Origin of the sequence: Streptomyces cacaoi (genome assembly GCF_006539165.1) — a bacterium.
In the GTDB taxonomy this organism is placed as follows: Bacteria; Actinomycetota; Actinomycetes; order Streptomycetales; family Streptomycetaceae; genus Streptomyces; species Streptomyces cacaoi.
The window spans coordinates 337,770-363,356 of record NZ_BJMM01000007.1; the positions used below are offsets into that span (position 1 = coordinate 337,770).

General features: G+C 74.7%; 24 protein-coding genes and 1 pseudogene. 11 read left to right on the forward strand and 14 right to left on the reverse strand.

Going from position 1 to position 25,587, the window contains the following annotated elements; translation table 11 throughout:
* Positions 1-1,104: 1,104 nt before the first annotated feature.
* Positions 1,105-1,977: pseudogene (locus tag SCA03_RS36045) on the reverse strand (DUF3027 domain-containing protein); the annotation flags it as partial.
* Positions 1,978-2,616: 639 nt separating this feature from the next.
* On the opposite strand from SCA03_RS36045, the gene SCA03_RS10510 reads away from it, so the two are divergent.
* From SCA03_RS10510 to SCA03_RS10520, 3 genes are all read left to right on the forward strand, one after another.
* Complete coding sequence (locus tag SCA03_RS10510) at positions 2,617-3,135, forward strand: DUF2771 domain-containing protein (RefSeq protein WP_230988573.1); 519 nt, start codon at positions 2,617-2,619, stop codon at positions 3,133-3,135.
* Between the two features lie 76 nt (positions 3,136-3,211).
* Positions 3,212-3,937: a futalosine hydrolase gene (locus tag SCA03_RS10515; RefSeq protein ID WP_169729657.1), complete on the forward strand. Its 726-nt coding sequence runs from the start codon at positions 3,212-3,214 to the stop codon at positions 3,935-3,937.
* Positions 3,938-4,023: 86 nt separating this feature from the next.
* Positions 4,024-4,869, forward strand: coding sequence for a 1,4-dihydroxy-6-naphtoate synthase (locus SCA03_RS10520; RefSeq protein WP_086816467.1), 846 nt, complete (start codon positions 4,024-4,026; stop codon positions 4,867-4,869).
* A gap of 12 nt (positions 4,870-4,881) precedes the next feature.
* Here the strand turns inward: SCA03_RS10520 and SCA03_RS10525 are convergent, their stop codons facing one another.
* A complete protein-coding gene (locus tag SCA03_RS10525; RefSeq protein ID WP_086816462.1) occupies positions 4,882-5,736 on the reverse strand; it encodes an NAD(P)H-binding protein in 855 nt (284 codons plus the stop codon).
* A 160-nt stretch (positions 5,737-5,896) separates the two neighbouring features.
* On the opposite strand from SCA03_RS10525, the gene SCA03_RS10530 reads away from it, so the two are divergent.
* A complete protein-coding gene (locus tag SCA03_RS10530) occupies positions 5,897-6,499 on the forward strand; it encodes a TetR/AcrR family transcriptional regulator (protein WP_086816460.1) in 603 nt (200 codons plus the stop codon).
* A 39-nt stretch (positions 6,500-6,538) separates the two neighbouring features.
* Here the strand turns inward: SCA03_RS10530 and SCA03_RS36955 are convergent, their stop codons facing one another.
* Positions 6,539-6,922 (reverse strand): cold-shock protein, encoded by a 384-nt coding sequence (locus SCA03_RS36955; RefSeq protein WP_030886600.1) that lies wholly within the window; start codon positions 6,920-6,922, stop codon positions 6,539-6,541.
* 281 nt (positions 6,923-7,203) lie between these two features.
* On the opposite strand from SCA03_RS36955, the gene SCA03_RS10540 reads away from it, so the two are divergent.
* Positions 7,204-7,440, forward strand: coding sequence for a hypothetical protein (locus tag SCA03_RS10540; protein WP_030886597.1), 237 nt, complete (start codon positions 7,204-7,206; stop codon positions 7,438-7,440).
* A 33-nt stretch (positions 7,441-7,473) separates the two neighbouring features.
* On the opposite strand, the gene SCA03_RS10545 is transcribed toward SCA03_RS10540, so the two are convergent.
* Positions 7,474-8,118, reverse strand: a complete 645-nt coding sequence (locus SCA03_RS10545) for an HAD family hydrolase (RefSeq protein WP_051856901.1) — start codon at positions 8,116-8,118, stop codon at positions 7,474-7,476.
* 134 nt (positions 8,119-8,252) lie between these two features.
* Positions 8,253-8,450, reverse strand: a complete 198-nt coding sequence (locus SCA03_RS10550) for a hypothetical protein (protein WP_141275326.1) — start codon at positions 8,448-8,450, stop codon at positions 8,253-8,255.
* Positions 8,451-8,489: 39 nt separating this feature from the next.
* On the opposite strand from SCA03_RS10550, the gene SCA03_RS10555 reads away from it, so the two are divergent.
* From SCA03_RS10555 to SCA03_RS10570, 4 genes are all read left to right on the forward strand, one after another.
* Positions 8,490-9,638: a FecCD family ABC transporter permease gene (locus SCA03_RS10555; protein ID WP_078873793.1), complete on the forward strand. Its 1,149-nt coding sequence runs from the start codon at positions 8,490-8,492 to the stop codon at positions 9,636-9,638.
* A gap of 95 nt (positions 9,639-9,733) precedes the next feature.
* Positions 9,734-10,879, forward strand: coding sequence for a FecCD family ABC transporter permease (locus SCA03_RS10560; protein WP_086818243.1), 1,146 nt, complete (start codon positions 9,734-9,736; stop codon positions 10,877-10,879).
* A 470-nt stretch (positions 10,880-11,349) separates the two neighbouring features.
* Positions 11,350-12,132, forward strand: coding sequence for an ABC transporter ATP-binding protein (locus SCA03_RS10565; protein ID WP_086818242.1), 783 nt, complete (start codon positions 11,350-11,352; stop codon positions 12,130-12,132).
* A gap of 63 nt (positions 12,133-12,195) precedes the next feature.
* Positions 12,196-13,212, forward strand: coding sequence for an ABC transporter substrate-binding protein (locus SCA03_RS10570; RefSeq protein ID WP_086818241.1), 1,017 nt, complete (start codon positions 12,196-12,198; stop codon positions 13,210-13,212).
* Positions 13,213-13,230: 18 nt separating this feature from the next.
* Here SCA03_RS10570 and SCA03_RS10575 read toward each other — a convergent pair whose 3' ends face one another.
* The gene (locus SCA03_RS10575; RefSeq protein ID WP_086818240.1) at positions 13,231-13,749 is read right to left on the reverse strand and encodes a GNAT family N-acetyltransferase; all 519 of its coding nucleotides are present in this window, start codon (positions 13,747-13,749) and stop codon (positions 13,231-13,233) included.
* 287 nt (positions 13,750-14,036) lie between these two features.
* Here SCA03_RS10575 and SCA03_RS10580 point away from each other — a divergent pair, with 287 nt between their 5' ends.
* A complete protein-coding gene (locus SCA03_RS10580; protein WP_141275327.1) occupies positions 14,037-14,585 on the forward strand; it encodes a TIGR03086 family metal-binding protein in 549 nt (182 codons plus the stop codon).
* Positions 14,586-14,891: 306 nt separating this feature from the next.
* Positions 14,892-16,097, forward strand: coding sequence for a serine hydrolase domain-containing protein (locus tag SCA03_RS10585; protein ID WP_086818122.1), 1,206 nt, complete (start codon positions 14,892-14,894; stop codon positions 16,095-16,097).
* Between the two features lie 125 nt (positions 16,098-16,222).
* On the opposite strand, the gene SCA03_RS10590 is transcribed toward SCA03_RS10585, so the two are convergent.
* The 8 genes from SCA03_RS10590 to SCA03_RS10625 form a co-directional block, all read right to left on the reverse strand.
* Positions 16,223-16,876, reverse strand: a complete 654-nt coding sequence (locus tag SCA03_RS10590; protein WP_030895287.1) for an ABC transporter permease — start codon at positions 16,874-16,876, stop codon at positions 16,223-16,225.
* Between the two features lie 2 nt (positions 16,877-16,878).
* Complete coding sequence (locus SCA03_RS10595) at positions 16,879-17,589, reverse strand: ABC transporter permease (protein ID WP_030886564.1); 711 nt, start codon at positions 17,587-17,589, stop codon at positions 16,879-16,881.
* Positions 17,586-18,614 (reverse strand): ABC transporter ATP-binding protein, encoded by a 1,029-nt coding sequence (locus SCA03_RS10600; protein ID WP_030895285.1) that lies wholly within the window; start codon positions 18,612-18,614, stop codon positions 17,586-17,588. Before SCA03_RS10600 ends, SCA03_RS10595 begins: the two co-directional genes overlap by 4 nt.
* 31 nt (positions 18,615-18,645) lie before the next feature.
* Positions 18,646-19,560, reverse strand: coding sequence for an ABC transporter substrate-binding protein (locus SCA03_RS10605; RefSeq protein WP_030886558.1), 915 nt, complete (start codon positions 19,558-19,560; stop codon positions 18,646-18,648).
* A complete protein-coding gene (locus tag SCA03_RS10610; protein ID WP_086818123.1) occupies positions 19,557-21,632 on the reverse strand; it encodes a CocE/NonD family hydrolase in 2,076 nt (691 codons plus the stop codon). Before SCA03_RS10610 ends, SCA03_RS10605 begins: the two co-directional genes overlap by 4 nt.
* Positions 21,633-21,808: 176 nt before the next feature.
* The gene (locus tag SCA03_RS10615; protein ID WP_107429163.1) at positions 21,809-23,176 is read right to left on the reverse strand and encodes a hypothetical protein; all 1,368 of its coding nucleotides are present in this window, start codon (positions 23,174-23,176) and stop codon (positions 21,809-21,811) included.
* 152 nt (positions 23,177-23,328) lie between these two features.
* Positions 23,329-24,207 (reverse strand): LysR family transcriptional regulator, encoded by an 879-nt coding sequence (locus SCA03_RS10620; protein ID WP_030895276.1) that lies wholly within the window; start codon positions 24,205-24,207, stop codon positions 23,329-23,331.
* 86 nt (positions 24,208-24,293) lie between these two features.
* Positions 24,294-25,061, reverse strand: coding sequence for an SDR family oxidoreductase (locus tag SCA03_RS10625; protein ID WP_051847102.1), 768 nt, complete (start codon positions 25,059-25,061; stop codon positions 24,294-24,296).
* Positions 25,062-25,587 lie beyond the last annotated feature (526 nt).

Genomic DNA, 25,587 nt, shown 5'->3' on the forward strand with positions numbered 1-25,587 from the left:
ACGCCTCGGGCCCGCCCGGCACTTGGGATGTGCCGGAACCCGGAAGCCCGTACCGGGGACGGCCCCACACCCGGAATCGCCCCTGCCTGGGACGGCCCGACACCTGGAGCTGCCTGCCCGAAGCCTGGGACGTGCCGAACCCCGGGGAGCTGCCGGACGCTCAGGCCCTGCCCGGCACCTGGGAGTTGCCGGACACGCGGGAACTGCCGGACGCCGCAGGCACGCCCGAAACCCGGGACGTGCCAGGCACCGGACTCCGCCGGGCACTCGGTTCCGCCGGGATCCGGGTGCCGCGGGCTTCGAGGGCTGTGCCTCCGTCGGGCCCGCTGTCCCGGACTACTCCGTCGTTCCGTCCGGGTCCGCCGAACGCTCACCGGACTTCCCGGACGCCCGGGACCTCCTGGAGGCTCCGGACCTGCCGGACGCCCCGGTCTTCCCGGACGTCTTCGGCGCCGAGGGCTCCGCCTCGGCCTGTTCCTCCGGGCCCGCCGAATCGGCCGACCGCGCACCGGACTTCCGCGCGGCTCCGGTCTTCTTGGCTGCCCCGCCCCGACGGGATGCCCCGGTCTTCCCGGACTTGCCGGAAGCCCCGGATTCCGAGGACGCCGAGGACGCCGAGGAACTCGCGGACGGCAAGGACTTCGAAGATTTCGAGGACTTCGAGGATTCCGGCTCCGGCGCCTCGGCGGACTCCGCCGACGCCGCCGACTGCTCAGCCGACTTGCGGGACGCTCCGGCCTTCTTGGCGGCCCCGGACCTGCGGGTCGCTCCGGTCTTCCCGGACGCCTCCGGCGTCGAGGGCTCCGCCGGCTCCGACGCCTCGGCAGCCGCACCCGGCTCCGCCGAATCCGCCGACCGTTTGCCGGACTTCCGGGTCGTCCCGGTCTTCTCGGCCGCCCCGGCCTTGCCGGACTTCGCGGCCTTCACCGGCTTCGCCGACTTGGCGGTCGTCGCCGACTTCGCCGACTTCGCCGACTTCACCGAATTCTCAGCCCCGGCCGCCTCCGCGGACGCTCCGGCGTCGGCGCCCTCGGCCGCGGCGGCACCACCCGCGTCACCGGCCTCGCCCGCGCCCGGGGCCTCGCCCGCACCGTCGGCGTCCGCTGCACGGCCCGTGTCCTCGCCGTCGGACGGCTCCGCCACGGCCGGGCCCGCCGTCAGCGAGAACGGGTCGTTCCGCGTCTCGTCGATCACGGGAGGCGGGGGCTGCGGCGTACGCGGCATGAGCGCGGCCTCGGAGTGGCCGCCGCAGCCGTAGGCGAGCGAGACCACATGGCCGTCCGCCGGGCTGAACTCGTTGGCGCACACGCCGAACGCCTGCCGCAGCGAGCCCGCGAGCGGCATCAGGAATCCGCAGCTCACACAGTTCGCCGGGGCGGACTGGGCCATGGCCGTGCGGGGGCCGTACGCCTCTTCCCAGCGGTCGGCCGCCTCCTGGAGCCCGAGCCGCGAGAGCACCCGGGCGCGTCCCATGCCCGGCTCCTCGGCGACGGCTCCGAGGGCGGCACGGCCCGGCGCCGCCGGCTCCTCCCCCGCGACGACGGAATTGGGCGGCGGCTCGTCCTCGCCCGTCCAGCCCGGCTCCAGGCGTACGTCTCCCGGCTCGGTGGGCAGCAGGTCGCCCGGGCCGAGGTCGCCGGGGCGCAGCCGCTCGTTCCACGGCAGCCAGGCGGGGGCCAGCAGTGCGTCCGGCCCCGGCTGGAGCACGGACTCGTCGACGGTGACCTTCTTCGCGCGGGAAGCACGCGCCACGGTCACGCCCCAGCGCCAGCCGCGGTAGCCGGGCTCATGTGCCTCGAAGTAGTGAGTGACGACGCGGTCCCCGTCGGCGACGGCCTCGATCCACTCGCCGACCGTGCTCGGCGCCGCCGTCTCCTCCGCCGCCTCGCGCGCGAGGTCGACGGCCTCGGCACACAGCCGGTCCGGGGCGCGTCGGCTCCGCGCGCCACGGGGCGCGCTCCGCGTCGCGGCACTCATGCAGCACTCACAAGAATCGTCTCTCCTACGCCGTCGCGCCGTTGTCGGCGTGCGCCTCCCGTACGGCCACGGAGAAAGGTGGCGGGATCGGGGACGGAGCGGGACCGGGTGGCCGCTGCGACGTCCGCGCCCGTGCTCGGGGGCCATGCGGTGCGCACCGGCCACCCACGCTACCCCACGGCCCGGCGCGGGGAATCCGCAGCCGCCCGCACCACGTCCCCACTCCGTGCTCCGCGCCGTGACCGGCGGTGCGGCTCTCTTCGGCACGGCTCCCGCGCGCGGGCGCGGACACACACGGACGGACACGGACGGGCACACGGACGGACACGCGGACGGGCACACGGACGGGCCCGGCCACCCGGGGCGCGGGCGCGTGTCGCACCTCAGCGGGCTGATCGAGCGTCACGCACCTCCAGGCGGAACGGGCCGACAGGAGGAACGGACCGACGGGCCGAGCGCGCCGAAGGACGGAGGAGGGGCGCGTCCCAGAGGAGGAGAGGGAAGAGAGGGAAGAGAGGAAGGCGGTGGCCGGAGGGCGCGTCGGGGCTCGTGGGGCCGGGTGGTCGTGGTGTCCGGGCGGCACGGCGGCACGCCGCACCCCCGCGTCGCGGGGCCCGGGCCGCCCGATAGCCTGCCCGCATGAGCAAGCTCACGCGGCACAGCCGCATGTCGTCACAGTCGCGGCGGAGCGTGCGCACCGCCACCGCACTCGGCACCGTGGCCCTCGGCCTCGTCGCGCTCTCCGCGTGCGACAAGCCGACCCCGATGGTGACGGCGGCGGTCAACGGCGACTCGGTCTCCACCGAGGCCGCCTGCTACGACGACGGCAAGGCCATCCCGGAGAAGGAGGTGCGCAGCTGCCTGGAGAAGAAGGCCGAGGAGACCGTCTCCGTCGGTACCGGTGACAAGCTGCGGATCGGTGTCGAGCCGGAGACGGCCGACTCGGGCTGGCTCGTCCTCGTCGACGGCAAGCCGGCGCTGCCCGACGCGGTGAAGAAGACGTACTACTCCTTCCCGGGCGAGGCCTTCTTCCAGCAGCAGTCCGCGACCGGCCAGCCCGCTGGCGCCAAGAAGAGCGTGCAGGTCAGCGTCGTGGAGACCTCGGGTGGCGACTTCAAGGGCATCTGGCACTTCCACCTGAAGAACAGCGACGGCTAGGACGACGGGGCGGGCCCGTACGACCGCGGCGTCCCGGGGGACCGGGCGCCGGTCCGGGTCCGGGAAGGAGCGAGGCGTGCCGGGTGCCGTGCGCCGGGAGGACGTCCCGGCCCCGCGGGGGCCGCAGCGGGTGCTGGTCGTCACGGCCGTCGCTCCGGAGCGGGACGCCGTCCGCGCGGGACTGGCCGCCGAGGCCGGCACCGAGGTCGAGGTCCGTGCCCCGGGTGTGGGCCCGGCGGCGGCAGCGGCGGGGACGGCGACCGCGCTGGCCCTGGCCGGGAGCGAGGGCCGGCCGTTCACCCTGGTCGTCTCGGCGGGCATCGGCGGCGGGTTCGCGGCGGCCGGGGCCCGGCCGGGCGATCTCGTCGTCGCCGACCGGATCGTCGCCGCCGATCTGGGCTCGCAGACCCCCGGGACGGCGACGGGCTTCACCTCCGTCGCCGAACTCGGCTTCGGCACCGCCGAGCACCGCACCGATCCCGCCCTGGTGCGCGCCGTGGCAGGGGCCGTCGGCGCGCGTACCGGGCCGGTGCTCACCGTCTCGACGACGACCGGCACCGCCGAGCGCGCCGACGAGCTGAGCGCCCGTCACCCGGGGGCCGTCGCCGAGGGCATGGAGGGTTTCGGCGTCGCCGAGGCCGCCGCCGGCCACGGCGTTCCCGTGCTGGAGATCCGCGCCGTCTCCAATCCGGTCGGGCCCCGCGACCGGTCCGCCTGGCGCATCGCCGAGGCCCTGGACGCCCTCACGGCCGCCATGGGGCCGCTCATCCGGTCATCAGCAGGAGCACCACCATGGACGTAAGCGACCCCGCGACCCCCGCCCCCTCCTCTCCCTCGGCCGCCGCCGAGGCCGCGGGCTCCGGCTCCGTGCCGCTGCCCGCGCTGTCCATCGCGTACTCGCCGTGCCCCAACGACACCTTCGTCTTCGACGCCTGGGCGCACGACCGGGTGCCGGGGGCCGCGGCGCCGCGCGTCACCTTCGCCGACATCGACGTCACCAACGGCATGGCCGAGCGGGGCGAGCTCGACGTGCTGAAGGTCTCGTACGCCGAACTCCCGTGGGTCCTCGACCGGTACACGCTGCTGCCCTGCGGCGGAGCACTGGGCCGGGGCTGCGGCCCGCTGGTGCTGACCCGCCCCGGATCCGCGGGCACGCCCTCGCCGGCCGGGCTGAGCGGCAAGCGGGTCGCGGTGCCCAGCGAGCGGTCGACGGCGTATCTGCTGTTCCGGCTGTGGGCGGCGGACGAGGTGCCGGGCGGCGTCGGCGAGATCGTCGTCCTGCCGTTCCACGAGATCATGCCCGCGGTGCGGGACGGCGCCGTCGACGCGGGGCTCGTCATCCACGAGGCCCGCTTCACGTACCAGAACTACGGGCTGCACTGCCTGGCCGACATGGGCGAGCACTGGGAGCGGACGACGGGGCTGCCGATCCCGCTCGGCGCGATCATCGCCAAGCGGGAGCTGGGCCCGGAGACGCTGGGCGCCCTGGCGGCGACCGTGCGGGCCTCGGTGCGCGCCGCCTGGCAGGACCCGTCCGTCTCGCGCCCGTACGTGCTGGCCCATGCGCAGGAGATGGACCCGGCGGTGGCCGACCAGCACATCGCGCTGTACGTCAACGAGTTCACCGAGAACCTCGGCGAGGACGGCTACGCCGCCGTCCGCGGACTGCTGGACCGCGCGGCCGAGGTCGGCCTCGTCCCGCAGCTGCCCGCCGGGGCCCTCGACTTCCCCTGAGCCGGGCGCGCCTCAGCCGTCGGCACCGGCCGCGAGCCGGTCGGCGACGGTGCGGGGCTCGCGGCCGAGAAGTTCGGTCAGCAGGGGGCCGGGTTCGGCGAAGAAGCCGGCGCGGGCGGCCCGGTACCAGCCGAGCATCAGCCGGGCCGGCTGCTCCGGGACGCCGGCCGCAAGCTGTCCGGCGACCCACTCCTCGTCGTCCTGGACGACGCGTGCGACGGTGCGGCCGGTGAGGCGGGAGGCGGTCTCGGCGAGATCGTCGAGGGTGACGGCGGCCGGTGCGGTGAGGGCGACGGGGCCGTCGACGGCGCGGTCGCCGGCGAGGAGGACCGCGGTGGCCTCGGCCACGTCGGCGCGGTCGGTGTAGGGGACGGGGCCGTCCTGCGGCCCGGCGATCCCGCCGGTCCGCCGCCACGGGCCGAGCACCAGGTCGAGCGGGCCGTAGGCGCCGTTGCGCAGCGCGGTCCAGGCGACGCCGGAGCCGCGCAGGAGCGCCTCGGTGGCGAGATGGAAGTCGGAGGGCCGGTACGGGTTGCCGGGGACGGCGCCGTGCTGGCTCGTGTAGACGATCCGCCGGACGCCGGCCGCGACGGCTGCTTCGACGGCGTTGCGGTGCAGGGCGACCATGTCGGCGGCCGGGTCGTTGCCGGACACCAGGAGGACCTGTTCGGCGCCGGCGAAGGACTCGCGCAGCGCTGCCGGATCCTCGTAGGAGCCCTGCCGCACGCGCACGCCGCGGTCGGCGAAGTGCCGCGCCCTGGCGGTGTCGCGGACGCTGACGCCGATCCGGTCGGCGGGTACGCGCCGCAGGAGGTGCTCGACGGTGGCGCTGCCCAGATTACCGGTGGCACCGGTGACGACGATCATCTTCCTGGCCCCTTTCCGTGCGCCCACGGCGTCCGGAGCGGAGGTGGGCGGAACCATAAATTGACCAAGCAGGTCAGTTTCTCTTCCGCCGACGACCGTAGGTAAGCTGACCAAGGGAGTCAAGTTACGTCGCGACGACAGCGGAAGAGGGTGCGGATCCATGGCCGGAGCGGTTCCTGCGAAGTCCGGGCTGCGTGCCGACGCCCGGCGCAACTCCGAGCAGATCCGCGCCGCCGCGATCGGCGCCTTCCAGGGCCGCGGCCTGACGGTCCCGCTGGAGGAGGTCGCCGAGGCGGCAGGGGTCAGCAAGGCCACGATCTTCAACCGGTTCGGCGGCCGGATCGGCCTCATCGAGGCCGTCGTCGAAGAGGTCGTCGCGACGGAGCTGTTCGCCGTCATCGACCGCACCCGGGCCATCGACGACATCGACGAGCGGATCGTCCACTACGTCACCGCGCTCCGCGACCTCCAGTACCGCCAGCCCGCCGTCAACGACGTGCTGCTCCAGACGTATCCGCACTCGCGGCAGCTCATGGAGATCTGCCGGGCCGGGAGCGAGGCCAACGAAGAACTCGTCGCTGCGGCGCGGGACTCCGGTGCGCTGCGGCCCGAGTTCACGGCGGGCGACCTGCACGCGCTCGTCGTCGACACCGCCCTCGCCCTCAAGCACGGCGAGCGGCCCGCGCGGGCCGACTACGACCGCCGCACCACCTACATCCTGGAGGGGATCCGCGGGCGCCCGTCCGCTGCCGACCGGCGCTGACGGCGCCCCCGCCCCGGGGGCGCCCGCCCGTCGGCCGGGTCAGACGTCGAGCTGGTCCGCGACCGCGCGGAGCATGCCCGCGATCTTCCGGCCCTGCTGCTTGTCGGGGTAGCGCCCGCGCTCCAGCGACTGCGAGACGCCGTCGAGCAGGGTCGTGAGGTCCTGGACGATGGAGGCCAGTTCGTCCGGCTTGCGGCGCTGCGCGGCGGCGACGGACGGCGTCGGGTCGAGCAGGGTCACGGACAACGCCTGATCGCCGCGCTGGCCCGCGACGACACCGAACTCCACGCGCTGGCCCGGCTTCAGCGCCGCCACGCCGTCCGGAAGCACCGACGAGTGCACGAAGACGTCGCCGCCGTCGTCGCGGGAGAGAAAGCCGAAGCCCTTCTCGCTGTTGAACCACTTGACCTTGCCGGTAGGCACGTCTGTCCTCGTCCTCGTACTCGTCCGGTCTTCACCGGGCTGCGGCTGCTGGGGTGGTGCTGGCCCTGCTGTGGAAGCGGGAGTGCCGTTGCGCCCCCCATAACCCCCGGAACAGCAGTCGGGCGGGCCGATCGACCCGCCACCTCCAAGGTTAATGGCCCCTCGCGCCGTGGCAAGGTGCCACCGAGTGTTCCCGGGCGCCCTCCCGCACGGTGCCGGGCTCCCGTCCGCTCGGGACGGGCGGGGCCGGGGAACACGCCACCGGGACCTACCCTGGGCGGGTGAACACTGAAACTCCCACCGCCGGTGATCTTCTGGTACGGATCGGCGGGATCGTCTTTCTGATCGGCGCGGTGGCCACGCTGGTGACGATGGCACCGCTCTTCCTCGGCACCGAGCCGTTCCCGGCACCCGCCTACTTCGTCTGCATGCTGATGGGCGCGGGCTTCGTCATCGCGGGCGTCGGCGTCTTCCGCGCCGCGCGCGCCCAGCGCCGGGCGGCCCGCTCCGCCGGCTGACGACCGGCACAGCGCCCCGGCGCACGGCGGCGCTCAGCCCACCGCGGAGGACAGCCAGGCCGGGAAGGCCGTGAGGTCCGGGAGGACCACGTCGGCTCCGGCCTCGGTGAGCGCGGCGGTATCGCAGGGCCCGGTGGCGACGGCGACGGAGAGCACCCCCGCGTGCCGGGCGCCGCGCACATCGCCCACGTGGTCGCCGACGTAGGCCACCGCGTCGTGCGCGCGCAGCGCCTCGCCCTTCGCCTCGGCCCACAGATCGCCGACGAGCACATCGGGCTCCAGGCCCAGGTGGTCCAGGTGCAGTTCGGCGCTGGGCCGGTGCTTGGCCGTGACGACGAGGGAGCGGCCACCGGCGGCCCGCACGGCGGCGAGGGCCTCGCGCGCACCGGGCAGCGCCGGGCTCGGCGGCACCGCGTAGCGCGGGTAGAGCGCGCGGTAGCGCTCGGCCATGGCCGGGATCCGCTCCGGCTCGAACCAGTGCGCCAGCTCTTCGACGAGCGGCGGGCCGAGGCGGCTGATGGCGAGGTCGGCGTCGATGAACGTCCCGGTCTCCTCCGCGAGGCGGACATAGGCGGCGTGGATCCCCGGGCGCGAGTCGATGAGCGTCATGTCGAGGTCGAAGCCGATGGTGGGGCGGGCGGGCAGGGGGTGCCGGGGAGCCGGGCCGTTCGAATCCATGTGCGCCATTGTGCCTGGTGGCAGCGGACGTTCCGGCGGCCGTCCACCCCCGCGGCCACGACCCCCGCGCCCTCCGACCGCGGGGGTTCCCCGGCGCCTTCGTACCCCGGGGAGTCTTGCGCGGGCCCGTAGACTTAGGGCCACCTAACCTGCATCGTGATCCGCCGGACACCGAGGCCCCCGAAGCTCCCGAAGCTCCCGACGACACCGAGCACATCGAGCGCACCGAGCGCACCGAGCACACCGAGCACGTTGAGCGCACCGAGCACGCTCCGGCGCACCGAACGCGCCGGGGGCGCCGAGCACATCGAGAACGCCGAGCGCACGAACACACCGAGGCACCGAGGACTACCGAGGACACCGAGGTGGAGATGCCCGCTTCCTTACCCAGGCCCCTGTCCGACCCGGCGCACGAGGCGGCAGCCGACGGCGGCGGCACGGCCCCGGACGACGACGGCACGGCACCCGACGGCGGCGGTGCGCAGGCCCGACGGCACGGGCCGGACGGGGCGGCGGCCCCGCGCACAGCGGCCCTGCGGCGGCTCGGCGCACTGCTCGCCGCCGTGCTGGTGCTCGCGCTGGCAGCGCTGGGAAGCCTGGCACTGGGCAGCCGGCCGATCGCACCGGGCGAGGTGTGGCAGGCCCTGCTGCACGGCGGACACGGGGACGCCGCCGAGGTCGTCCGGACGATGCGGCTGCCCCGCACCCTCGTCGGCCTGCTGGCCGGGGCCGCGCTCGGGCTGGCCGGGGCCGTCATGCAGGGGCTGACCCGCAACCCCGTCGCCGAGCCCGGCATCCTCGGCATCGGGCAGGGCGCGGCGCTCGGCGTCGTCTCGGCGATCGCCTTCGCGGACGTGCACACGCTCACCGGCTATGTGTGGTTCGGCTTCGCGGGCGCGGGGTGCGCGGCCGTCGCCGTGTACGCGGTCGCCGTGCGGGGGCGGGGCGGTGCGACGCCGGTGAAGCTGGCACTCGCCGGGGCCGCCGTCAACGCGCTGCTCGCCGCCGTCGTCTCCGGCATCCTCACCACCCGCGCCGCCACCCTCGACGAGTTCCGCTTCTGGCAGGTCGGTTCGCTCTCCGGGCGGGACGCCGACATCGCCGGACGCATCTGGCCGTTCCTGGCCGTCGGCGCCCTGCTCGTGTGCGCGGTCGTCCGGGGGCTGGACGCGCTGGCGCTGGGCGAGGACGCGGCGAAGGGGCTCGGCCGGAACATCGCCGCCGTCCGGATCGTCGGCGGGCTCGGCGCGACGGTGCTGACCGGCGCCGCCGTCGCCGCCACCGGGCCGATCGCCTTCGTCGGGCTGGCCGTACCGCATCTGGCCCGCTCCCTGGTCGGCGGCGACCACCGCAGGCTGCTGCCCATGGCGGCCCTGCTGGGGCCCGTCGTCCTGCTCGTCTCGGACGTGGCCGGCCGGCTCGTCCTGCCGCCCGGCGAGGTGCCGGCCGGGGTGATGACCGCGCTGGTGGGCGTGCCGTTCCTGGTCGTCCTCGTCCGGCGGAAGGCGGTACCGGCGTGAGGCGCGGCGCACCCCGCACGCGGGCGCGCGGAGGCGCGGCGGACGTCGAGGCCGGTGTCGGACACGGAGCCGAACCGGGCGGCGGGGGCGGTGGGGTGCGGCCCGCCGGGTACCGGGTCGTGCGGTGCGGTGGGACCTCGTGGCTGGTGCACCGGCGGAGCACGGTGGTGGCCGCCGGGCTGGGTGTGCTGCTGTTCGCGGTGGTCGTCGCGCATCTGACGGCGGGCGAGTCGCCGGTCGCGCCGGGCGAGGTCGTCAAGGTGCTGTTCGGGCGGCCGTCGCCGGACGAACTGGTCGTCGGCACACTGCGGTTGCCGCGGATGACCGTGGGGCTGCTGGCCGGTGCGGCGCTCGGCGCCGCGGGCGCCCTGATCCAGACGGTGGCGCGCAACCCGCTCGCCAGCCCCGAGATCATCGGTGTCACGCACGGCGCAGCGGCGCTGACGGTCGGCGCGATGACGTTCGGGCTCACCTCGTTCGACGTCCTGCCCTGGCTGTCCGTGACGGGCGGGCTGGCGGCCGCGTTCCTCGTCCACGTCTTCGCCTGGCGCGGCGGTCTCCAGGCGGGCCGCTTCGTGCTGATCGGCATCGGCTTCTCCGTCGCGCTGCGCTCCGTCACCCAGCTGTTCCTCACCAAGGGCGACCAGTTCGCCGCCCAGCAGGCCCAGGTGTGGCTGACGGGCTCCCTCAACGGCCGCGGCTTCGACCAGGCGGGCCCGCTCGCGGTGGCCCTGCTGGCACTGCTGCCGTGCGCCGTGTGGGCGGCACGCGCGCAGCGGAACGTCACGCTGGACGACGACACCGCCACCGCGCTCGGCGTCCGGCTGGGCCGGGTCCGGCTGGGGCTCGTCGGTATCGGCGTGGCGCTCGCCTCCGTCGCCACGGGCGCGGCCGGACCCATCGACTTCGTCGCCCTCCTCGCCCCGCAGATCGCACGCCGGCTGACCCGCGCCGCGCAGCTCCCGCTGCTGTCGTCGGCCCTGGTGGGCGCGTGCATGGTCGTCCTCGGGGACCTGCTGGCCCGGACCCTGTTCGCCCCCACCGAGCTGCCGGTCGGCGTGCTGACGGCCGCGGTGGGCGCACCGTTCCTGATCCGGCTGATCGTGCGCGCCGGGGGCGGCCGCCGCGCCTCCTCCGGGGACGGCGGCACCCGCGCAGGGCGCCGCCGCACCCCCGGCCTCCTCCGCATCCGCCACCCCCGCGACCCTCACCACCCCCGCCGCAGTGGAGCCGCCCTATGAGCCCCATGAGCCCGAAGAGTCCGCTGGGCCCGAGTCGCACGGGCCCGGGCGCCACGGCCCCGACGCACCGCACGGGCCGACCGGGCCCGCGGAGTGCGCCCGGCCCGCGGAGTGCGCCCGCCGCCACGCCCGCCACCTCCACGGGCTCCGGTCCCGACAGCACCGAAACCCCCGGAAACACCGATAACTCCGGCGACTTCGGCAGCTCCAGCAGCTCCAGCAGCTCCGGCAGCTCCGGCAGCTCCGGCAGCTCCGGCGAGGCGGACGACCTCCGCGGTGCGGAGGACTCCCACGGAGCCGACGCCTCCGGCACGGCAGACGCCCCCCACGGTGCGGACAACTCCCGCACGGCGCACGCCCTCCACGAGGCGGACGGAACCCGCGGCGGACACGGATCCCCCGGGGCCGACGACCGTGCTGCCGAGGCCGCGGCCGGGCCGGGGCGGAGGGCCGCGCCGCCGTCCGGGCGGCTGGCCGCCCGGGGGCTGACGCTCGCGTACGACGACCGCGCCGTCGTCGACGGCCTCGACCTCGATGTGCCGGACGGCGCCGTCACCGTCGTCGTCGGCCCCAACGCCTGCGGCAAGTCGACGACGCTGCGTGCGCTGGGACGGCTGCTGCGGCCACGCGCCGGCACCGTCCTGCTCGACGGCCGGGAGCTGGCGCGGATCCCCACGCGGCGGATCGCCCGCGCCGTCGGGCTGCTGCCCCAGTCCCCCGTCGCGCCCGAGGCGATCACCGTCTCCGACCTCGTCTCCCGTGGCAGGCAGCCGCACCAGCGCTGGTGGCAGCAGTGGTCGGCGGAGGACGAGCGGGCCGTCGCCGACGCGATGGAGCGCACCGGTGTCGCCCGGCTCGGCGAGAGGCCCGTCGACGCGCTCTCCGGCGGGCAGCGGCAGCGCGTCTGGATCGCGATGGCCCTCGCGCAGGAGACCGAGCTGCTCCTCCTGGACGAGCCGACGACCTATCTGGACATCGCCCACCAGGTGGAAGTCCTCGACCTGGTGAGGCAGTTGAACCAGGAGCGGGGCCGCACCGTGGTCATGGTGCTGCACGACCTCAACCAGGCCGCGCGCTACGCCGACCATCTCGTGGCCATGAAGGACGGCCGAGTCGTCGCGCAGGGCCCGCCCGGCGGGATCGTCGACGCCCGGCTGGTGCGCGAGGTGTTCGGCCTGGAGTCCACCGTCGTCCCCTGCCCCGTGACGGGCGCCCCGCTCGTCGTCCCCGGCACACCTCCCCCGGCCCCCTGACCGACTCGTCGTCCCCGGCACACGTCCCTCGTCCCCCCGTCGAAAGGCAGAGCCATGGCGTCCATGACGTCGTCGACGTCGTTCCCCGTACGTCCGCCGCGCCGCCGCACCGTGGGCCGTACCGCCGCCGTGACAGCGGCCCTGCTCGCCGGCGCCCTCGCCCTCACCGCCTGCGGCACCGGTTCCGGTGCGGGCTCCGGCTCGGATGGAGCCGACGGCAAGGGCACGCACACCGTGCGGACCGCCAACGGGCCGGTGCGGGTGCCGGACCACCCGGAGAAGGTGGTGGTGCTCGACACCGCCGAGCTGGACTCCGCCGTCACCCTCGGTGTGACCCCCGTCGGCGCGACCACCGCACAGCCCGGCAAGCCGTTCCTCGACTACCTGCCGAAGGGCGAGCTGAAGGGCGTGCAGAACGTGGGGGTCGTCGCCCAGCCGGACCTGGAGAAGATCGCCGCGCTCGACCCGGACGTCATCCTCACCAACAAGGCCAGGGACGCGAACCGCTACGACGAACTGTCGCGGATCGCGCCGACCGTCATGACCGAGTCCACCGGCCACCCCTGGAAACGGAACTTCCTGGTGCACGCCGACGCGCTCGGCAGGAAGGCCGAGGCGAAGAAGGCCGTCGCCCGTTACGAGGCGCACACGGCGCGGGTGACCGAAGCGCTCGGCGGCCGTCGCAAGGCCGCGGCCACCGAGACGAGCGTCATCCGGTTCACCGAGGGCGCCGACACCCGGATCTACGGCGAGAAGGCGTACATCGCCACCCTGCTCGACGACGTCGGGCTCGGCCGCCCCGCCGTCGCCGCGCACGCGAAGGATCTCGACGGCCTGGCCATGGAGGTCAGCCCCGAACAGGTCGACAAGGGCGACGCCGACGTCGTCTTCTACTGCTCCTACGGCTCCCCCGCCAAGTCCGGCGAGGCCGAGGCCGTCCGCAGCGCCCTGTGGAAGAACATGCGCGCCGTCAAGCACGGCAGGGCGTTCCGCGTCGACGACGAACTGTGGATCCAGGGCATCGGCTACACCGCCGCCGACAAGATCCTCGACGAACTGGAACAGAAGCTCACGGGGTGAGGCGCCGCACGCCCCCGCTCAGCGTTCCTCCGTGCCCGTGCCCGTGGCGGGTGCGGGGCGGAGCATCGCGTACTCCCGGGTGGGCTCGCCCTCCCGGACGGGCTGGACCTCCCCCGTGAAGGCGAACCCGTGCCGGGTGTAGAGGCGCTCGGCGGCGGGGTTGCCCTCGACGACCCACAGCCGCACCTCCGGCACGCCCCGCGCGTCGGCCAACTCCAGTGCGGCGCGCACGAGATGGCCCCCGATCCCGCGCCCGCGCGCGTCCGGCGCCACCCACATCGAGACGAGCTCGCTGCGGCCGGGCCCCTCCGGGATGACGGCGGCGAGCCCGCAGGGCTTCCCGTCCGCCTCGGCGAGGAGCGTGCTGCGCGCGGCGAGGCGCTCGCGCCACTGCTCGGCGGTGAAGGCCGCTTCGCGGGCGTATGTGGAACCGAAGGCGCGCGGGGCGTCCGCGAGGGCGTTCAGGCGCAGTTCGCGGTAGAGGTCGCAGTCGTCGACCGTCATCGGACGGACGGAGACCGGCATCGTGGTGGCCATCCCGCGATACTGCGCACGAACGCCCCCGGCCGCAAAATCTTTCCTCCGGAGGAGGTCGGCGGCCGACTTCGGTACGCCCGGGGGCGCTGTGCCCCGGCCCCGCACACCGTGACGCCCCCCGGCCCCCGGCCCCCGGCCCCGCACGCCACGACGCCCGTGACTCTGTGACTCCCGTGGCGCACGGTCCGAATGTGCCCGCCGCACCGATGAGTTGCGGTCCGTCGCGTGGTCGGTAGGGGTGGGGGTCGTGTCGCGGCCCCGTGGCGTACCGGTGTGGAGGAGGAGCCGTGATCGAGCTGGAGCCCGCGTGCCGGGGGATGGCGGTGCTGGTGGCAGGTGTCCGGGAGGAGCAGTGGGGTGCGGCGACGCCGTGTGCGGGGTGGAGCGTGGGGGAGCTCGTCGCGCATGTGCGGGAGGTGGCGCGGGGGTTCGCGGAGATGGCGCGGGAGGCGTCCGGCGGGTCCGGTGCGGAGGCGTCCGGCGGGCCCACCTCGCGGTGGCCGGGTGAAGCCGGGCGGGAGTTGGGGGAGTTGGCGCGGGCCTGGCGGGCGCCGGGGGCCTGGCAGGGGCGGGCGGGGACCGCCGGGGTGGTGCTGGAGCGGGCGGTGTGGGGGCGGATCGTGCTGACCGAGCTGGTGGTGCACGGGTGGGACCTCGCGCGGGCGACGGGGCAGGAGGTGGACCTGCCGGAGCCGACGCTGCGCGCCTGCTTCGACCATGTGCGCGTGTTCGTTCCCCGCGCACCCGTCCCCGAGCTGTGGGGGCCCGCGGTGGAGGTGCCGGCCGAGGCGCCGCTGCTGGAGCGGATCGTGGCCGTCACGGGGCGGCAGCCGTAGGTCACCCCCCGGGGGGGCTCGGCCCAACGCGCCGTGCGGCGCCCGCTGTTGGGGGTCACCGGGCTTCGGTACCGCGCGCCCGCCCCGGGGGGCGACGGGTGCACGCCCGCGGGTGGGGTCAGGTACCCGGAGGACGGGGTCTGGCCCCCTCGTTCCGGGCCGGGTGCCGGTGGTGAGCTGGTTCCGCTCGCCGCGGGGACGGCCCCGGCGGGCGGCGGATGCCGAGCGGCGGCATCGGCGGATCAGCGAGCCCGGTGGAGTCGGCCGAGCCGGCGACCCGGCGAACCGGTGAAGGGGAGGACGGTCATGAGGGGGAACAAGGCGCGGAGAGGTGTGGCGGCGCTGGTGGCGGCGGCCGCTGTCGCGGGCGTGGCGTTGCAGGGGGCGGGGGCCGCGGTCGCGGCCGGACCCGGCGCGCGAGGGGACGCCGGGTACGGCCGGGCCGTGCTGGAGCAGGATGTCGCGGCGGTGCGGAAGGCCGGCGGCAAGGTGAAGGTGCTGGCGCAGGTGCGGCGCGGCGGGGAGTCGGTGCGGGCGCGGGCGGGCGCCGGCACGAAGGTGCCCTGGAACGCGCGGTTCCGGGTGGCGAGCACGACGAAGACGTTCACGGCGGCGGTCGTGCTCCAGCTCGTGGACGAGGGCAAGTTGTCGCTCGACGACTCGGTGGAGAAGTGGCTGCCGGGAGTGGTGTCCGGCAACGGCAACGACGGGTCGCGGATCACGGTGCGGGATCTGCTGCGGCAGACGAGCGGCCTGTTCGACTACGTGGAGGATCCGGAGCTGATCCGCGCGGTCACCGAGGAGTTCGACGAGAACCGCTACGACGCGACACCGGCCCGGGAGTGGGTGCGGGTGGCGATGCGGCACGAGCCGGTGTTCACACCGCGCCCGGACGCGCCCCGGTGGGCGTACTCGAACACCAACTACCTGCTGGCGGGCATGATCGCCGAGAAGGCGGACGGGCGTACCTGGCGCGAGCAGGTGGAGCAGCGGGTGATCGCTCCGCTGGGGCTGCACGAGACGAGCGTCACGGGCACGGACCCGTTCCTGCGGGGGCCGCACGCGCGGGTTCTGCTGCCGGGCCCGGACGGCGGCACGCTGGATGTCACCGAGCACACCCTCCAGCACACCGCCGACTCGGCCGTCGTCAGCACGACGCGGGACCTGAACGCCTTCTACCGTGCGCTGATGTCCGGAAAGCTGCTGCCGGAGAGGCAATTGGCCGAGATGAAGCGGACGGTGGAGCGCACCGACGACCCGGACGACGTGGCGGCCTGGCCGGAGGGCGGCTACGGGCTCGGCGTCCGGGAGACGCCGTTGTCGTGCGGGGGCAGCTACTGGCACCACGAGGGCGACGGCTTCGGCACCTACACCCGGACCGGCGTCACCCCGGACGGCCGCCGGTCGGTGGCCGTCTCGGTGACGAGCGACGGGCAGGCCCCGGACCAGGTGAAGCTGAACGCGGCCACCCGCACGCTGGTCGACCACGCCCTGTGCGGCCGGGGGAAGTGACCCGGGCCCAGGGCCACGGGGCCGGCGGGCCGTCCGGGGTGAGCATGCCTGCCCCGGACGGCCCGCCGCCGCACACCGTGCCCGGCCGCGCCGGGTCCGGGAGCACCTCCGCGTCGCGCTGTGCCTCAGCGGCCGGCGGTCCGCAGGCCCTTGGGGACGAGGACGCGCTGGAGCAGGGCGAGCGCGCCGTCGGCGGCGAGGGCGAGGACGGCGACCCACAGGGCGGCGGCGATGACGCCTTCCAGCCCGTAGGTGGCCTGGCCGAGGACGATGTCGCCGAGGCCGCCCCCGCCGGCGACGGTGGCGAGCGTGGCGCTGGAGATGACGTAGACGACGGCGATCCGTACGCCGGAGAACAACAGCGGCAGCGCCAGTGGGAGTTCGACCTTGAGGAGCACCTGGGCCGGGGTGAGCCCCATGCCGCGCGCCGAGCGCACCAGGTCGGGGTCGACCTGGTCGACGGCGAGGTAGGTCTGGCTGAGGATCGGCGGAATGGCCGTGATGAGCAGGGCCACGGCGATGTTGGTGAAGTTGAGGCCGAAGATGCCCAGGCCGATGGCGATGACGGCGAGATTGGGCAGGGCGCGGCCGATGTTGGAGATGCTGGTGGTGAGGAACTCGCCCTTGTGCAGATGGCCGAGCCACAGCCCGAGCGGCACGGCGACGGCGAGCGAGACGGCGACGACGATCACGCACATCCAGATGTGCTGGCCGGTCTTCTCCAGCAGCAGGGGCAGTTGGTCGCCCATGAAGGTAAAGGAACCCAGGAAGGTGTCCATGGTTACGCGGCCCTCCTCGTGCGCGCCCACGGGGTGAGCAGCCGCCCGGCGAGCACGAGGACGCCGTCGGCGGCCAGGGCGAGGGCGACGGCGAGCGCTCCGGCGCCGATGAACTGGGTGTTGAACGGCGACTGGAGGGCCTTGAGGATCAGCGAGCCGAGGCCCTGGTCGACGACGTAGGCGGCGATGGCGACGATGCCGATGGTCATGACGGTCGTCACCCGCAGTCCGGAGATCAACGACGGTACGGCGAGCCGCAGTTCGACCTTGGTGAGGATCTGCCACCGGGTGAGGCCCATGCCGCGCGCCGCGCGCACCGCGTCCTCGGGGACCTCGCGCAGCCCGGTGAGGATCGTGGTGAACAGCAGATAGAGGCTGTAGAGGACGAGGGCGGTCTCGACGGTCAGCACGGAGAACCCGGTGACGGGCACCAGGAGCTGGAAGAGCGCCAGCGGCGGCACGGTGTAGAGGAACGAGGTGACGCCGGAGACGGGCGCGGCCAGCCAGCTCTTGTGGTGGCACAGGACGGCGGCGACGACGGCCAGCACGAAGCCGGCCACGACGGCGATCAGCGTCAGTTCGAGGTGCTGCACGAGCGCGGGCCAGAACAGGTTCCACCAGTGGTCGCCGAACCAGTCGGTGCAGAAGGTGGCGTCCCGGGCGACGCAGGCGCTGGGGTCGCCGTAGTCCGGTATGACGGGCTGGGCGCTCATGCGGCACCCGCCTTCCGCACGGCGTCCAGGGAGGCCACGCCGAGCACCGGGCCGGTCCCGTCACTCCCGTCGGCCGGGCCGCGGGGTTCCGTGACGCGGACGGCGTCGGTGCCCTCGGCGACCATCAGCGAGAGCGCGGAGCGCAGGCTGGCGTCGGCGGCGAGCTGCGGCAGCGCGGCGTCGGCGTCCCGCGCGGGGGTGAGCGCTCCGGCGTCGGCGAGGTCGGCGAGGCGGGTGAGGGTGAGCCGCTTGAGGCCGCGGTCGGCGCCGACGAAGCGGGCCACGAACGCGTCGGCGGGCTCCTTGAGGAGGGTGCGCGGGGTGTCGTACTGGGCGAGCTTCCCGCCCTCCCGGAAGATCGCGATCCGGTCGCCCATCTTCACGGCCTCGTCGATGTCGTGGCTGACGAAGATGACGGTCTTGCGGATACGGGCGTGCAGCGCGAGGAACTCGTCCTGGACGTGTTCCCGGGTGATCGGGTCGAGCGCGCCGAACGGCTCGTCCATCAGCATCACCGGCGGGTCGGCGGCGAGCGCGCGGGCGATGCCGACGCGCTGGCGCTGCCCGCCGGACAGCTGTGCCGGGTAGCGCCTGCCGTACTCGCCGGCGGGCAGCCCGACGAGTTCGAGCAGTTCGCCGACGCGCTCGCGCAGCCGCTTCTTGTCCCAGCCGAGGACCTTGGGCACGGTGGCGACGTTCTCGGCGATGGTCAGATGCGGGAAGAGCCCGGTCTGCTGGATGACGTAGCCGATGGAGCGGCGCAGCCGGATCGGGTCGAGATCGAGGATGGAGCGTCCGCCGATGCGGATGTCGCCCCCGGTGATCTCGGCGAGCCGGTTGACCATCATCAGGGCCGTCGTCTTGCCGCTGCCGGACGGGCCGAGCAGCACACAGATCTCGCCGGCCGGGACGGTCAGCGACAGATCGTCGACGGCGGGCACGGTGGCGTTCGGATACGTCTTGACCACATGGTCGAAGACGATGTCCTGGGCGCCTGCGGGGGTTTCGGGACCGGCCTGGGTCATGGGTGGTTCTCCTGGTGGGGGCCGAGCGGCGTCAGAGCAGGCCGTTGGCTTCGAGGAACTTCCGGGCGACCTCTGCGGGGGTGAGCCGCACGGTGTCGACCGCCCGGTTGAGCTGCTGCACGGCCTTCTCGGTCAGCAGCGCGTCGATCCGGTCCAACGTCGCGGCGAACTTCGGGCCCTGTTCCTCCAGGACGTCCTTGTGCACGACGGGTGCGACGTTCTGGAAGCCGTAGAAGCCCTTGTCGTCCTTCAGCAGCGTGTAGTCGCCGCGGGCGAGCTGGGGGTCGGTGGTGAAGACGTCGGCGGCCTCCACGTCGCCGTGGTCGAGCGCCTTGTACTGGAGGCCGATGTTGAGCGAGCGGACCTTGGTGTCGGTCAGCCCGTACTTCTTCACCAGCTCGGTGTAGCCGAGGGCCCCGGAGATGTTGTCGGGGTACTCGGCGAAGCGGACGTGCCCGGCCTTCTTCAGGTCGCCGACGGTCTTCAGCCCGTGCTTCTTCGCGAACGCGGGCTTCACGGCGACGGCGTTCTTGTTCTGGAACGGGGTGGGCTCCAGCATCGTCAGGCCGCGCTTCTCCTGGAACGCCTTGGCCCGCTCGTAGGTGTCGCGGGCCGAGTGCGGGATGTGCGCGTCCTTGGCCAGCACCTGGAGGATCACCCCGGTGTACTCGGGGTAGAGGTCGATCTGGCCCGAGGTGAGGGCTCCGTCGATGATCTCCGTGCTGCCGATGTTGTTCTTCAGCTCGACGTCGTAGCCGGCCTCGGTGAGGGCCTGCTGGTACATCTCGCCGATGATCCACTGCTCGGTGAACTGCTTGGCGCCGATGACGACGGTGGGCCTGCCGCCGGTCGCCGAGGCCGCGCCGCCGCAGCCCGTCAGGGCCGCGAGGCAGACCAGGGCCAGGGCGCCCGCCCAGGCGCGCCGCCGCGCGCGGGGCGCGCTCACACCTGGTCCCGGGCGACGGAGAAGGACCAGGTGCGGGCGAAGACCTGCCGTTCGGCGGCGCCGCGCCCCTCGTAGGCACGCAGGGTGTTGACGACGAGGAAGTCGTCGCCGTCGGCCGTCATCCGGGAGCGGGTGTGCACGCGCGTGGCCCAGCCGTCGTTGCCGTCCGCCGCGGTGCCGTCCCGGCCGATGGTCTCCTCGCGTTCGCACTCGACGACGGCGGAGTGCGGATCGCCCTCGGTGAGCCGGAAGCGGTTGAGGTCGCGGCCGGTGCGGGTGAGGCCGTCGGCGTGGTCGGTCACGGTGCCGTCGGCGGGCGTCGAGACGAGCGTCTGCTCGCCGGTCTCGTGGTCGAGGGTGACGGTGCGCGCGCCGGGGATGCCGACCGACTCGATGCTGTGCGGCGGTCCCTCGCGGGGTGGTGCGAAGGGCGGCAGCGCGGCGTCCCGCGCCGGGTCGGGATCGCGTACGGGCAGGACCAACTCGCCGTGCGCGGCGTCCAGTTCGACGGTGGCGGCCTCGGGCGAGGGCCACATCCACGGCCACAGCGAGGCGGAGACGGACGCCCGGATCCGGTTGCCGGCGCCGAAGGCGTGCCCGACGGCGAACAGCGGCACCCGCACGTCGTAGGCGCGGCCGGGCTCCAGCGGCGCGGGTTCGGCGTGCCCGTCGCGGTGGGTGAGGTTGAGCAGCCCGGTCGTCACCAGCTTCGAGGCGCCGTCGGGGAAGACCTCGCACAGCCGCACGGCGAGCTGCGCCTGCGGGCGGTCGGCGGTCACCCGCAGCGCGACGGAGGGGACGCCGAGGATCTCGACGGGTTCGGTCAGCACGGGCCCGGTGAAGGTGCGCGAGCGCCCGTCGTCGGCGGCCTGGTCGCCGTACTGGCCGGGTATGTCGCCGAACTTGAGGAAGTCGCCGGTGGCGGCGCCGAGGGCGAGCGTGGAGCGCAGCAGCACCGGTCCGGCGTCCGCCCAGGACGCGAGCGGGGTGCGGCGGTCCTCGACACCCGGCGCCGGCCAGGAGGGCTCGGCGATCCAGCGGCCGGGGCGGACCTCGCGGTCGCTGCCGGGCTGCGCCGGCTCGGGCATCCAGGCCCGCAGCCGCGGCTCGTCCATGATCCCGTTGTCGGCGCCGCGCATCCAGTGGTCGAACCAGCGCACGCACTCGCCCTGGAAGTCCAGGCCGGGCCCGGGCTCGGCCTGGTGCGGGTAGGTGTGCGCCCAGGGGCCGAGGAGCGCCTTGGTGGGCGCCTTGGCCTGGTCGAGGCTCTCCAGCAGCCGGAGGACGGCGCCCCGGTACGGGTCGAGCCAGCCGCCGACGGCGTACACGGGCACCTCGATCGCGGCGGGGTCCTCGCACACCGAGCCGTGCCGCCAGTAGGCGTCCCGGCGCTGGTGGGTGAGCCACGTCTCCGCGTAGGGGACGGTCGCCTCCAGCCGCTCCAGCCACTTCTCGCGCCAGGCGTCGCCGAGGACGGCGGGGTCGCCGGGGCGGGCGTTGTAGGCGAGCATCGTCGACGCCCAGGGCAGCATCTCGGAGGCGAGCAGACAGCCGCCGGCGTAGTGCACGTCGTCGGCGTACCGGTCGTCGGTGGAGCAGACGGTGACGATGCAGCGCAGCTGCGGGGGCCGCAGCGCGGCGATCTGGAGGCCGTTGAACCCGCCCCAGGACTTGCCGATGATCGCGACCTGCCCGTCGGACCACTCCTGGCGCTCGATCCAGGCGAGGACCTCCAGCGCGTCGTCCAGCTCCTGCTGGTGGTACTCGTCGAGCATCACGCCGTCGGAGTCGCCGCTGCCGCGGCAGTCGACGCGCACCGCCGCGTAGCCGGCCTGCGCGAACCGGCCGTGCAGGGTGGCGTCGCGCGGCGCCGTGCCGTCGTTCTTGCGGTACGGGATGTACTCCAGGACGGCCGGGACGGGGCCGTCGGTGCCCTCCGGCAGCCAGATCCGCGCCGCGAGCCGGGTCCCGTCCCGCAGCGGGATCCACACGTGCCGCAGCACGCGCACTGCATGGTTATGAGCGGTGTGCGGTTGGTTGGGCTGACTGCTGGTGGGACGGGCGGTACTCATGGGGTGGCACCCTAGACGAGCACCAGGGGCCGAATTGCCCGGTATGCGGCGCAATTCGGGGGTTGTTCATCGATGAACAACAACACAGGAATGATGTCTTCCGGCCCGGGTAGACGCTCCCCATCTGCATGATCATGCAGTTATCCGTATGCCCCGTGGCCGGCCGCGTGCGCGCCTCAGCCGCCCGCCGGCCGACGGGCCCGCCACACGAGATACAGCGCGCTGGCCACCGCCGCCGTCCGCAGCAGCACCGGGAAGACATCGCCCATCGCGTCCCGCATCGCCTCCCCGCCCTGCGCGATCGGCTCGCCCCACTGGCCGTCCATCCGGCCCCACAGCCACACCCCGGTACCGGCCAGCACCAGACCCGGCATCCCGGCCGCCGCCCACTTCGCCTCGACCCGGCTGAGCTTCGGCGACCACCACGCCGCCAGCCAGCCCAGCGCCAGCGGCACGAACGACCCGGTGACCGCCCCGGCGACCAGCAGCGCGGCAGCCGCCAGCTCCACGAAACCGCCCGCCCGCGGCCCACCGGAACCGCGCGCGGCCCGCCCACCGCCCAGCACCCGGCCCAGCAGCGCACCGGCGCCGCGCCGTCGCGCGGACTCCTTGCCGGGCGCGGCCTCGACCGGCGTCTCCGGCGGTCCGGACGCCTCGCCCGCCCCGGGCGCCCGCGCCCCGGCGCCGCCCGGCCCGTCGGCCGACGGCGGCCGGAGCACCTCGGGCAGCTCGATCCCCCCGGTGAACCCCGGCACGGGCCCACCGCCCGCCCGCGCGTCCCCGAGCCGCGGCGTCTCCTCGCCGTACGGGCCCGGCTCGACCCGCCACCAGTCGGTGCCCGCGCTGCCGGACGCCTGCGGCCCCGGCTCCTCCGACTCGCCGGAGCCCAGCTCGTCCAGGCCCGCCAGATGCGGCGACGAGCTGTCCCACACGGGCGGCCGCTGCATCGGGACGGACGGCCGCGGCTTCTCCTCCTCGTCCCCCGCGTCGGCGGCCCCGCGGCCCGGAGCCTGACCGGAACCGGAACCGGACGCAGGAGACGGAGCGGAGGGGGCGGAGGGGCCCGTGGTACCGGTGGCGCCCGTCCCCGCGCCCGGTGCCGTGCCCTTCGCCGTCTCCTGGCCGGTGTCGCGGACGCGCCCGGTCAGCCCCGTCCACAGATCGCGGCCCATCCCGAGGATGCGCTCGCCGCTGCCGCTCGTCGGGATGCCGTCGGCGCCGGGACCGGCCGCCGGGGCCGGGCCGTCCGCGCGCTGCGAGGGCACCGCGTCGCCGGGCGACGGAGCCACCCCGCCGTTCGCCGCCGCGACCACGTCCTCGGGCCGGCCCATCCGGCCGAGGATCTTCTGCACCGCGCCCTTGCTCTGCGCACCGCCGTCGGCGGCGCGCTCCCGGTCGATACGGTCCCGCAGCCCGCCGACGAGCTTCGCCCGCTCGGCCGCGGACATGCGCGCGCTGTGCGCCAGGTCGCCGACCCGGCTCAGATAGTCGAAGACGAGCTTGTCGCTCTCGATCCCCACCAAGTCCCCAACGGCTGCTCGCATCTGACCGGACGTCCGCCGGCGCCCGAAGCCTTCCCGGACACCCCAGGACGCTACCGACCGACCGTACCGCGCCCCACCGCGCCCGTGGCCCGTGCGAACGGGAGGGAGAGCGGGGCCCGCCCCGCCGTTCAGGAGCGCCCGGCCCCGCCCGCTCAGGAGATCGAGGCTTCCGCCAGGAAGGCGTCCCGGCCCGGATGTGCCGTGTGCGGGGAGTGGAGCGCGTGCAGCGGCGCGAACACGGGCGGCTCCAGGGCGAGGACGCGCACCCGGCCGCCCGCGGCCTCCCCCGGCGGCGCGGTGACGAAGGCGACGCCGTCCGTGCCGATGACGGCGGTGACCGGCGGGGTGCCCTGGAGCGGATTGCGCGTCGTACGGGGCTCGAAGCCGGCGGCGCGGCAGTGCCCGACGAGCAGGTCGGTGTACTCGGAGCGGCCCGGATGCCCCCACACGATGAAGCGTTCGTCCGCCAGCTCCGGCAGGGAGACGGCCGTGCCGGAGGCGAGCCGGTGCCCGGCGGCCACGGCGAGGTGCAGCCGCTGACGGCCCAGCGTGGTGCGGCGCAGCCCCGGCCCGGGAGACAGCGCGCGGCACAGCCCGACGTCGAGGTCGCCGTCCCGCAGCCGGGCGGTGAGGTCCGCCGGATAGCACTGGCTGACCCGGGTGTCCAGCTCCGGCCGCACCGCGCTCACCGGCCGCAGCAGCGCGGTGACCTCCTCCCCGGTCACGGCGGGGGTGTGCCCGATGCGCAGCGCCCCGGCCTCGCCCCGCCCGACGTCCCGCGCACGCCGCAGCGCGGCACGGGCCAGACCGCGCAGTGTGCGGGCGTCCTCCACCAGGGCCCGCCCGGCGGGGAGCAGGGCCACGCCGGTGGCGCCGCGCTCCAGCAGCGGCACGCCCACCTCCCGCTCCAGCACCCGGATCGAGGTGGAGAGAGCCTGCTGGCTGAGGTGCAGCCGGGCGGCGGCCCGGGTCAGACTGCCCTCCTCCGCCACGGCGATCAGGTGTTCCAGTTTGTGCAGGTCCAAGGCCATGGATGTGTGTGTTCCCCGCTGTACGCCGGTGACCCCGGGCGGCGCTCGCCACCCGGGGCCGGGCTCCTCCCGTGGTCCTCCCGCGCTCAGCGGGTGGTGTACCCCCCGTTGGGGAACAGCGTCTGGCCGGTGAACCACCAGCCGTCAGTGACCAGGAACTCGATCACCGGGACGATGTCCTCGATGTGGGTGAGCTGGTTGCCCTGCGCCTGCGACTTGTGGAACTCCACCCGCTCCGGCGTCTCCTGCGGGTAGAAGAACGGGGTGTCCATCGGCCCCGGCGCCACCACGTTGACGGAGATGCCGCGGTCGGCGAACTCCTTGGCCGCGGCCCGGGTGAAGTGCTCCAGCGGCGCCTTCCCGCCGGCGTAGGTCGCGTAGCCGTCGGTGAACGCCGCGAGCAGCGAGGTACCGATGCTGACGATCCGTCCGTTGTCGTTCAGCCGCCGCCCGGCCTCCTGGATGAAGAAGAAGCCCGCCTTGGCGTTGATGCCGAACATGCGGTCGTACTCGTCCTCGGTGGTCTCCAGGATCGGCTTGCGCAGCACCATCCCGGTCGTGTTCACCGCGACGTCCACACCGCCGAAGGTGTCCACCGCCGTGTCGAACAGCCGCCGCACGTCCGCGACCTTCGTGAGATCGCCCTGCACCGCGACCGCCTGCCCGCCGGCCTCCTCCACCGCCCGCACGGTCTCCTCGGCCTCGCTCTGCGAGCCGTGGTAGTGGACGACGACCTTCGCGCCGGACGCGGCGAAGGCCCGGCTGAGCAGACCGCCCAGGTTCTTCTCGCCACCACCGATGAGCGCCACCTTGTTCCGCATCGTCTTCCCCGGCTTCTCGCTCTTCTCGGGCATACCGCGCTCTCCTTGCCGTTCTCGTTCCTCGCGACCGCCTCGCGACTTCCGCGCGCCCCGGCACAGCACCACCGGCCGCCGAACGGCCCGGGGCACTCCCGGACACTGCTGCTTCAGCCCGCTTCGACACACTCCGGGGCTTTCATCCGCTTACGGGTCGCTTCCGGCCTTTGTCGCCGGTCCGCTGTCGAGTCTGGGCGGCACATCCGCCCAGGGCCAACACAGATGTCGCGTGGCGCCACAAACACCGTCGATACCCGCAGGCAGCGGGCCCGCCCGAGCCCGCACCCGGACCCGGAACCCACCCCGACGCACTGCACCCACGCCCCCGACCGGGCGCGCAACCCGACTCCCGCACCCGGCCGACCCCGCCATGAGCCCTCCCGGCCCCCGGACCGCCCACGTCACCGGACCGGCCACCAGCCCCCCGGGACCCTCCTGGGACCACCCCGGCGGAACCGCACGGCGCCGCAGCCCGTGGCGGCCGGTCCCGTCCCCGGGCCCCGCAGCCCGGCCCCCGGCGACG

Excerpts from the sequence above, each read along its gene's own strand:
- SCA03_RS10545 (WP_051856901.1), bottom strand. The coding sequence starts at position 8,118 with ATGGATTCGAACGGCCCGGCTCCCCGGCACCCCCTGCCCGCCCGCCCC.
- SCA03_RS10600 (WP_030895285.1), bottom strand. The coding sequence starts at position 18,614 with ATGACCCAGGCCGGTCCCGAAACCCCCGCAGGCGCCCAGGACATCGTC.
- SCA03_RS10530 (WP_086816460.1), top strand. The coding sequence starts at position 5,897 with ATGGCCGGAGCGGTTCCTGCGAAGTCCGGGCTGCGTGCCGACGCCCGG.
- SCA03_RS10555 (WP_078873793.1), top strand. The coding sequence starts at position 8,490 with ATGCCCGCTTCCTTACCCAGGCCCCTGTCCGACCCGGCGCACGAGGCG.
- SCA03_RS10590 (WP_030895287.1), bottom strand. The coding sequence starts at position 16,876 with ATGGACACCTTCCTGGGTTCCTTTACCTTCATGGGCGACCAACTGCCC.
- SCA03_RS10510 (WP_230988573.1), top strand. The coding sequence starts at position 2,617 with ATGAGCAAGCTCACGCGGCACAGCCGCATGTCGTCACAGTCGCGGCGG.
- SCA03_RS10525 (WP_086816462.1), bottom strand. The coding sequence starts at position 5,736 with ATGATCGTCGTCACCGGTGCCACCGGTAATCTGGGCAGCGCCACCGTC.
- SCA03_RS10570 (WP_086818241.1), top strand. The coding sequence starts at position 12,196 with ATGACGTCGTCGACGTCGTTCCCCGTACGTCCGCCGCGCCGCCGCACC.
- SCA03_RS10585 (WP_086818122.1), top strand. The coding sequence starts at position 14,892 with ATGAGGGGGAACAAGGCGCGGAGAGGTGTGGCGGCGCTGGTGGCGGCG.
- SCA03_RS10575 (WP_086818240.1), bottom strand. The coding sequence starts at position 13,749 with ATGGCCACCACGATGCCGGTCTCCGTCCGTCCGATGACGGTCGACGAC.
- SCA03_RS10595 (WP_030886564.1), bottom strand. The coding sequence starts at position 17,589 with ATGAGCGCCCAGCCCGTCATACCGGACTACGGCGACCCCAGCGCCTGC.
- SCA03_RS10610 (WP_086818123.1), bottom strand. The coding sequence starts at position 21,632 with ATGAGTACCGCCCGTCCCACCAGCAGTCAGCCCAACCAACCGCACACC.
- SCA03_RS10625 (WP_051847102.1), bottom strand. The coding sequence starts at position 25,061 with ATGCCCGAGAAGAGCGAGAAGCCGGGGAAGACGATGCGGAACAAGGTG.
- SCA03_RS10615 (WP_107429163.1), bottom strand. The coding sequence starts at position 23,176 with ATGCGAGCAGCCGTTGGGGACTTGGTGGGGATCGAGAGCGACAAGCTC.
- SCA03_RS10620 (WP_030895276.1), bottom strand. The coding sequence starts at position 24,207 with ATGGCCTTGGACCTGCACAAACTGGAACACCTGATCGCCGTGGCGGAG.